The 6,852-nt window shown below is 37.5% G+C and carries 10 protein-coding genes; all 10 read left to right on the top strand.

Annotation, left to right across the window (positions count from 1 at the left end; translation table 11 throughout):
- A partial coding sequence (locus CZ490_RS06740; RefSeq protein WP_077618181.1) for a DoxX family membrane protein occupies positions 1-477 on the top strand: 477 nt, incomplete at its 5' end.
- Between the two features lie 244 nt (positions 478-721).
- Positions 722-1,072 carry a nuclear transport factor 2 family protein gene (locus tag CZ490_RS06735; protein ID WP_077618177.1) on the top strand — a complete coding sequence of 117 codons (351 nt, stop codon included), beginning with the start codon at positions 722-724 and terminating at the stop codon, positions 1,070-1,072.
- A 74-nt stretch (positions 1,073-1,146) separates the two neighbouring features.
- The gene (locus tag CZ490_RS06730; RefSeq protein WP_077618176.1) at positions 1,147-1,608 is read left to right on the top strand and encodes a GNAT family N-acetyltransferase; all 462 of its coding nucleotides are present in this window, start codon (positions 1,147-1,149) and stop codon (positions 1,606-1,608) included.
- 354 nt (positions 1,609-1,962) lie between these two features.
- Positions 1,963-2,499, top strand: coding sequence for an ADP-ribosylglycohydrolase family protein (locus CZ490_RS06720; protein WP_077618179.1), 537 nt, complete (start codon positions 1,963-1,965; stop codon positions 2,497-2,499).
- Between the two features lie 215 nt (positions 2,500-2,714).
- Entirely contained in the window at positions 2,715-3,242 is a 528-nt protein-coding gene (locus CZ490_RS06715) for a DoxX family protein (protein ID WP_077618178.1), read from the top strand.
- A gap of 244 nt (positions 3,243-3,486) precedes the next feature.
- Positions 3,487-3,837 (top strand): nuclear transport factor 2 family protein, encoded by a 351-nt coding sequence (locus CZ490_RS06710; RefSeq protein ID WP_077618177.1) that lies wholly within the window; start codon positions 3,487-3,489, stop codon positions 3,835-3,837.
- A gap of 74 nt (positions 3,838-3,911) precedes the next feature.
- Positions 3,912-4,373 carry a GNAT family N-acetyltransferase gene (locus CZ490_RS06705; protein ID WP_077618176.1) on the top strand — a complete coding sequence of 154 codons (462 nt, stop codon included), beginning with the start codon at positions 3,912-3,914 and terminating at the stop codon, positions 4,371-4,373.
- A 55-nt stretch (positions 4,374-4,428) separates the two neighbouring features.
- A complete protein-coding gene (locus CZ490_RS06700; RefSeq protein ID WP_077618175.1) occupies positions 4,429-4,845 on the top strand; it encodes a flavoprotein in 417 nt (138 codons plus the stop codon).
- Positions 4,846-4,892: 47 nt separating this feature from the next.
- Positions 4,893-5,807, top strand: coding sequence for an MBL fold metallo-hydrolase (locus CZ490_RS06695; protein ID WP_077618174.1), 915 nt, complete (start codon positions 4,893-4,895; stop codon positions 5,805-5,807).
- A gap of 19 nt (positions 5,808-5,826) precedes the next feature.
- The gene (locus tag CZ490_RS06690; protein ID WP_077618173.1) at positions 5,827-6,816 is read left to right on the top strand and encodes a hypothetical protein; all 990 of its coding nucleotides are present in this window, start codon (positions 5,827-5,829) and stop codon (positions 6,814-6,816) included.
- Positions 6,817-6,852 lie beyond the last annotated feature (36 nt).

Raw genomic sequence — 6,852 nt, 5'->3', positions numbered from 1 at the left:
GTTTTACGTGTATACCTTGGTTGGACTTGGATGACAGCTGGATGGGGCAAAATCACAGGTGGATTTGATGCAGGTGGCTTCCTTGGGAATGTTGTAGCAAACCCTGTACTAGATAAAGCAACAGGCACTGCACTTTATCCAACATACACTGCTTTCGTTGAAGGCTTTGCCGTTCCAAACGTAGAACTTATCAACATTATGATTCCTTGGGGAGAATTCCTTGTAGGATTAGGATTACTAATTGGATGCTTAACCACTGCCGCAATGTTCTTTGGGCTAATGATGAACTTCATGTTCATGTTTGGTGGTACAGTGAGCACAAACCCTTGGATGGTTCTTCTAGGAGTAGTTGTTCTAGCAGCTGGAGCTAACGCAGGGAAATTCGGAGCTGACTACTACGTGTTACCGTACCTAAGAAAAACATTCAAAATCGGTGCAAACAGAGAAACAAAAACGACTACAACTAACGTGGCTTGACCTCTCTATAGCCCCGGATTCCCTCATCATACTAAGGTGGTGAGGATGGGGACTTTTTGAGGATATGATAAATAGATAAAATTCAGTTACGCTGGAGGCTTAAATAGCTTCAGCGTTATTTGTTTTTAGGCTTCGTATGTTGAAAAATGAATTTCCAATACCAGACTAGATTTTGATAGTGAATGAAGGATAACTGCTTCTTCTTGGAGAATAAAGAAACATATATAGAAGAAGGAGGAGTTTGATGGAGTATTCATTGCTGGAAAAACAAATTCTTAATCTAGAAAAACGATTAATGAAGTATGAATATACCGATTTTATTGAGCTCCTAGCAGATGACTTTTTAGAATTCGGAAGTTCAGGAAAACCATATGATAAAGAAGCATTACTTACTGCTGTTAAAGGAATTAATACTAATTCGATAAAATATACAGTGACAGATTTTAAAATAAATCTGTTAACATCAGATGTTTTACTGGCAACTTATAAAACATTCAGACATAACGATACTAAATATGCTTTACGAAGTTCTATTTGGAAAAAAAGACAAGATAAATGGCAAATCGTATTCCATCAGGGAACACCTACCAATTAAAGGATTACATTTTTTTTATAAGAGTTAACAGAACACAAGGTGGAACAAGAAAATACGAGAAAGGATAAATCAAAGTGAAAATAAGACTTGCAGAGGAAATAGATATTGACCAGTTAATAAAAATGAGATGGGATACTACAATTGAATTTGATGAAAGCAAAAAAGACGAATCCTATGAAACGTTTGAAAAAGAATGTCACCAATTTCTAGAGAATGCATTGAATAGCAATCAGTGGTTTATCTGGATTGCCGAGGATAAAGGGAAAATCTTATCCCATATTTACATAGAATTAATCCAAAAGGTTCCAAGACCTGGAAGGCTTACTCACCCATTTGCATATATGACAAATGTGTACACCATCCCAGAATATAGAAATAGTGGTATTGGAAGTAATGTGTTGCGTACGATAAATGATTGGATTAAAGAGAATCACTATGAATTTGTAATTGTGTGGCCGAGTGACGAAGCGATTCCTTTTTACCAGAAAAATGGGTACGTACACTGTTCGGAGCCTATGGAATACTCTCCTATCTAAGTAAAGAAGCAGCTATAAATGATTAAAATAAATATATTATCTTTAGGAGGTTACGATGGATCATCACTTTAAAACATTTCTCGATTCGTATTTGGATGCTTGGACTAATTCCTCACTGACAGAAATGAGGGGGTTTATTTCAAATCAATACAAGGGAAGAGAAATTTCAGGCAATGATATTGTAGACTTTGGGTTTGAGGAATCCATAAAAGGTTGGGAACAGGGATTTAAGTTTGTTAGAGAACATAACGCCAAATGGGAGCTGAATCTTATTTCAGTTAATCCATTAAGAGTGGATGAGGTGCTGGTTATTATTTCTGCGANAATTTTACAGCACATAATGAAGTATTCGATATCGGGGGAACGACACAATATGCAATAACTACTGGTCAAGGCGTAAACGACGTAAACGCTAATGGAAATGGGTCACTGATGAGAATCCTTCCACTAGCGTTTATAGATTGTACTGAGGAAGAAATAAGAAAGGTTTCAAATTTAACACATGCGCATGAGTGGTCAACAAAAGCCTGTATTATTTATGTGAAGATAGCAAAAGGACTGATTAATGGGGAGAACATAGGTATAATGGTGAAAAGCAATAAAGAAGAGGAACCTTACCATAGGCTTTCCTATATTCATGAACTTCAAGAAACTGAAATTAAATCAAGCGGTTTTGTTGTGGATACATTAGAGGCTGCACTTTGGTGCGTAGCAACAACGAATAGCTACTCTACCTGCGTATTAAAAGCTGTGAACCTTGGAAATGACACGGATACTGTTGCTGCAGTAGCAGGAGGTTTAGCTGGAATTATCTATGGTTATGAAAATATCCCAGAGAAATGGATTAACGAATTGGCAAATAAGGAACTAATAAATGAATGTTTATTTTAAACAAAAGGCACTCACTCGAGTGTTCTTTTTGCTTTTCCTAGGTTGGGCCAATTTAGATTGATTCTCTCCTTTTCTATCTCGTCACAATTCATTCACAAATCATTGAACAAATTGTGAAATACTTCACATTTATATTGTGAAATTGTTCACATGGATTTATAGTATAGACATAGAGATAAAACAAATAAAAAAGAGGATTAAGGAGAGGGTTCAAGATGATCAACACATTTATTAGAGAAAACCGATGGGCAGCAGCTATTTTAACAGTTTTACGTGTATACCTTGGTTGGACTTGGATGACAGCTGGATGGGGCAAAATCACAGGTGGATTTGATGCAGGTGGCTTCCTTGGGAATGTTGTAGCAAACCCTGTACTAGATAAAGCAACAGGCACTGCACTTTATCCAACATACACTGCTTTCGTTGAAGGCTTTGCCGTTCCAAACGTAGAACTTATCAACATTATGATTCCTTGGGGAGAATTCCTTGTAGGATTAGGATTACTAATTGGATGCTTAACCACTGCCGCAATGTTCTTTGGGCTAATGATGAACTTCATGTTCATGTTTGGTGGTACAGTGAGCACAAACCCTTGGATGGTTCTTCTAGGAGTAGTTGTTCTAGCAGCTGGAGCTAACGCAGGGAAATTCGGAGCTGACTACTACGTGTTACCGTACCTAAGAAAAACATTCAAAATCGGTGCAAACAGAGAAACAAAAACGACTACAACTAACGTGGCTTGACCTCTCTATAGCCCCGGATTCCCTCATCATACTAAGGTGGTGAGGATGGGGACTTTTTGAGGATATGATAAATAGATAAAATTCAGTTACGCTGGAGGCTTAAATAGCTTCAGCGTTATTTGTTTTTAGGCTTCGTATGTTGAAAAATGAATTTCCAATACCAGACTAGATTTTGATAGTGAATGAAGGATAACTGCTTCTTCTTGGAGAATAAAGAAACATATATAGAAGAAGGAGGAGTTTGATGGAGTATTCATTGCTGGAAAAACAAATTCTTAATCTAGAAAAACGATTAATGAAGTATGAATATACCGATTTTATTGAGCTCCTAGCAGATGACTTTTTAGAATTCGGAAGTTCAGGAAAACCATATGATAAAGAAGCATTACTTACTGCTGTTAAAGGAATTAATACTAATTCGATAAAATATACAGTGACAGATTTTAAAATAAATCTGTTAACATCAGATGTTTTACTGGCAACTTATAAAACATTCAGACATAACGATACTAAATATGCTTTACGAAGTTCTATTTGGAAAAAAAGACAAGATAAATGGCAAATCGTATTCCATCAGGGAACACCTACCAATTAAAGGATTACATTTTTTTTATAAGAGTTAACAGAACACAAGGTGGAACAAGAAAATACGAGAAAGGATAAATCAAAGTGAAAATAAGACTTGCAGAGGAAATAGATATTGACCAGTTAATAAAAATGAGATGGGATACTACAATTGAATTTGATGAAAGCAAAAAAGACGAATCCTATGAAACGTTTGAAAAAGAATGTCACCAATTTCTAGAGAATGCATTGAATAGCAATCAGTGGTTTATCTGGATTGCCGAGGATAAAGGGAAAATCTTATCCCATATTTACATAGAATTAATCCAAAAGGTTCCAAGACCTGGAAGGCTTACTCACCCATTTGCATATATGACAAATGTGTACACCATCCCAGAATATAGAAATAGTGGTATTGGAAGTAATGTGTTGCGTACGATAAATGATTGGATTAAAGAGAATCACTATGAATTTGTAATTGTGTGGCCGAGTGACGAAGCGATTCCTTTTTACCAGAAAAATGGGTACGTACACTGTTCGGAGCCTATGGAATACTCTCCTATCTAAGTAAAGAAGCAGCTATAAATGATTAAAATAAATATATTATCTTTAGGAGGTTACGATGGATCATCACTTTAAAACATTTCTCGATTCGTATTTGGATGCTTGGACTAATTCCTCACTGACAGAAATGAGGGGGTTTATTTCAAATCAATACAAGGGAAGAGAAATTTCAGGCAATGATATTGTAGACTTTGGGTTTGAGGAATCCATAAAAGGTTGGGAACAGGGATTTAAGTTTGTTAGAGAACATAACGCCAAATGGGAGCTGAATCTTATTTCAGTTAATCCATTAAGAGTGGATGAGGTGCTGGTTATTATTTCTGCGAGTATGATTATAAATGGGGAGCCATTACATTCTGCCAATCTATTTTTCCAAACCTTTAAAAAAGTTAGCTCAATTCAGTGGAAATTAGTAAGGAGTTATATAGAAGCTGGAATTCCGAAAGAGAATATAAATAAGATGCAACTCAACTAGAAAGGATTGGGACGAGGGACCTGTCCCTTTGTCCCAAGGGTACGTTCATGAGGACAAGGTATAGTAATTTAAATGATGTGACGAATAAGAAATCGTTAGGTGATATGCGGAAGTGGCAGAAGGAAAGACGTAGTAAGGTGAAGGATTTATCGAAAAATATTGCACAATGCCAAACGAAGAGAATCCAGGAGATACAGGAAAATAGAAATCGAACTTCATACACATGGATTGGTCATTCTACCTTTTTGCTTCAACTTAATGGAGTTAACATCCTCACTGATCCGGTATGGGCGAAGCGAATGGGTTTTCAGAAGCGTTTAACACAACCGGGAATACCGTTGGAGGAGTTGCCTGAGATTGATGTTGTGGTGATATCACATGGCCATTATGACCATCTGGACTTTCCGACACTGAAAAAATTAAAAGGAAACCCACACTATTTTGTGCCGATTGGAATGAAGTCCCTTTTTAACAAGAAAGGGTATCAGAATGTTACAGAACTGAGTTGGTGGGAAAAAGCTGACTACGAAGGTATTAACATCCACTTTGTACCTGCTCAACACTGGACAAGAAGAACGCTTAACGACATGAACACGTCCCATTGGGGTGGATGGATTTTTCAACATGCTGCCGAAACGTTTTATTTTGTCGGTGATACCGGCTACTTCTCCGGGTTCAAGGAAATAGCAGAACGATTTTCGATTGATGTTGTATTTATGCCAATTGGCGCTTATGAGCCGGAATGGTTCATGGCCGACTCCCACATTTCTCCCGAAGATAGCGTGAAGGCATTTATCGAGTTAAAGGCGAAACTATTCGTGCCCATGCATTATGGTGCATACCGTTTGGCAGACGACACAGGCCCCGAAGCATTGGATCGCCTAATACGCGAATGGGAAAAACGCGAGCTACCGAAGGAACAATTAAATGTATTAACAATAGGTGAGACCGTGATAAAATGACTGGCGAGGGGATTTTTTGATGATTAGAATGTCAAATCTTTCAGAGGATGAACTTCTAGAAAAGGAAGAAGATTGGTGGAGTCTTGAGGATGAGTCAAATTTTAGTTGGGTCACCGAGGGTGTAGAGATTTTTAAAAATCTCTCAAGATTGAATCAGAATGAAATTGTCTATAAGGAAACGCTCGCTTATTTATTGCTGATACAAGGGGAAGATTTGAAGCTTCGTCAGCACTCGTATGAAAGAGCGATCACGAGGTTTAAACAGGTAACTAGAATTGACACAGAGAATGCAAGGGCGTTTTACCGATTAGGTTTTCTATATTTTTATCAGGAAAAATGGACGAAATCAATTGAATCCTTCCAGTCTGCACTACATTGTCGTCCAAGGCAGACTCGTAATCAACTTCAGAAAGAGCAAAAATTAAAAGCACATTATTACATAATAAAAGGAACGCAATTTATTGTAAATGAAACCCTCGGAAGGGTTGAGCAAATTCCTTCTGAAGACCTTGAATTGTTTGGGGAAATGAAGTCCCTGTTAAAGGAACTGAAGGAATCTGGTCGAACAGAGGAAAAGCCTTACCAAATGATTGTAAACGGGATTGAATTTAGTGACATTTCTGAACGTGAATACGAGGAGTTATCAGACCTCTTCGAAAATAAGAATATCATTATCTTCAATCAACGTACGATGAACGATGCTACACTAGCTATTAATGGAAATGAGGATACAATCCCAACGTTACAAATTCCATTACTTGAGTATTTAATGCGGCATCCTGAAGGGGTTCGACGTGAAGATATTATTCAGAGAATGTATCGGCACTCTCGAGATCCACAGGCTGCATTAAGGCGTAGTATCTCCCGATTACGTGAAAGAGTAGAACGAATAAATCCGATTCTTAATTGTATTGAAACGATTGATGGTGGGTATAGATGGAACTCGCCACACCCATACCGAATGTTTAAGCATCAACGCGATGTAAGTACTGACCTGCTTCTGGATTAATCCAGAGGCTTTTTTTTGTTGTGACAGAGGTGTCAC

This window comes from Litchfieldia sinesaloumensis, from assembly GCF_900156865.1.
Lineage (GTDB): Bacteria > Bacillota > Bacilli > Bacillales > Bacillaceae_L > Ferdinandcohnia > Ferdinandcohnia sinesaloumensis.
This window is presented reverse-complemented; position numbering and strand designations above follow the sequence as displayed.

Coding starts and splice junctions, on each gene's coding strand:
- CZ490_RS06690 (WP_077618173.1), top strand. CDS start 5,827: ATGATTAGAATGTCAAATCTTTCAGAGGATGAACTTCTAGAAAAGGAA.
- CZ490_RS06735 (WP_077618177.1), top strand. CDS start 722: ATGGAGTATTCATTGCTGGAAAAACAAATTCTTAATCTAGAAAAACGA.
- CZ490_RS06700 (WP_077618175.1), top strand. CDS start 4,429: ATGGATCATCACTTTAAAACATTTCTCGATTCGTATTTGGATGCTTGG.
- CZ490_RS06715 (WP_077618178.1), top strand. CDS start 2,715: ATGATCAACACATTTATTAGAGAAAACCGATGGGCAGCAGCTATTTTA.
- CZ490_RS06710 (WP_077618177.1), top strand. CDS start 3,487: ATGGAGTATTCATTGCTGGAAAAACAAATTCTTAATCTAGAAAAACGA.
- CZ490_RS06695 (WP_077618174.1), top strand. CDS start 4,893: ATGAGGACAAGGTATAGTAATTTAAATGATGTGACGAATAAGAAATCG.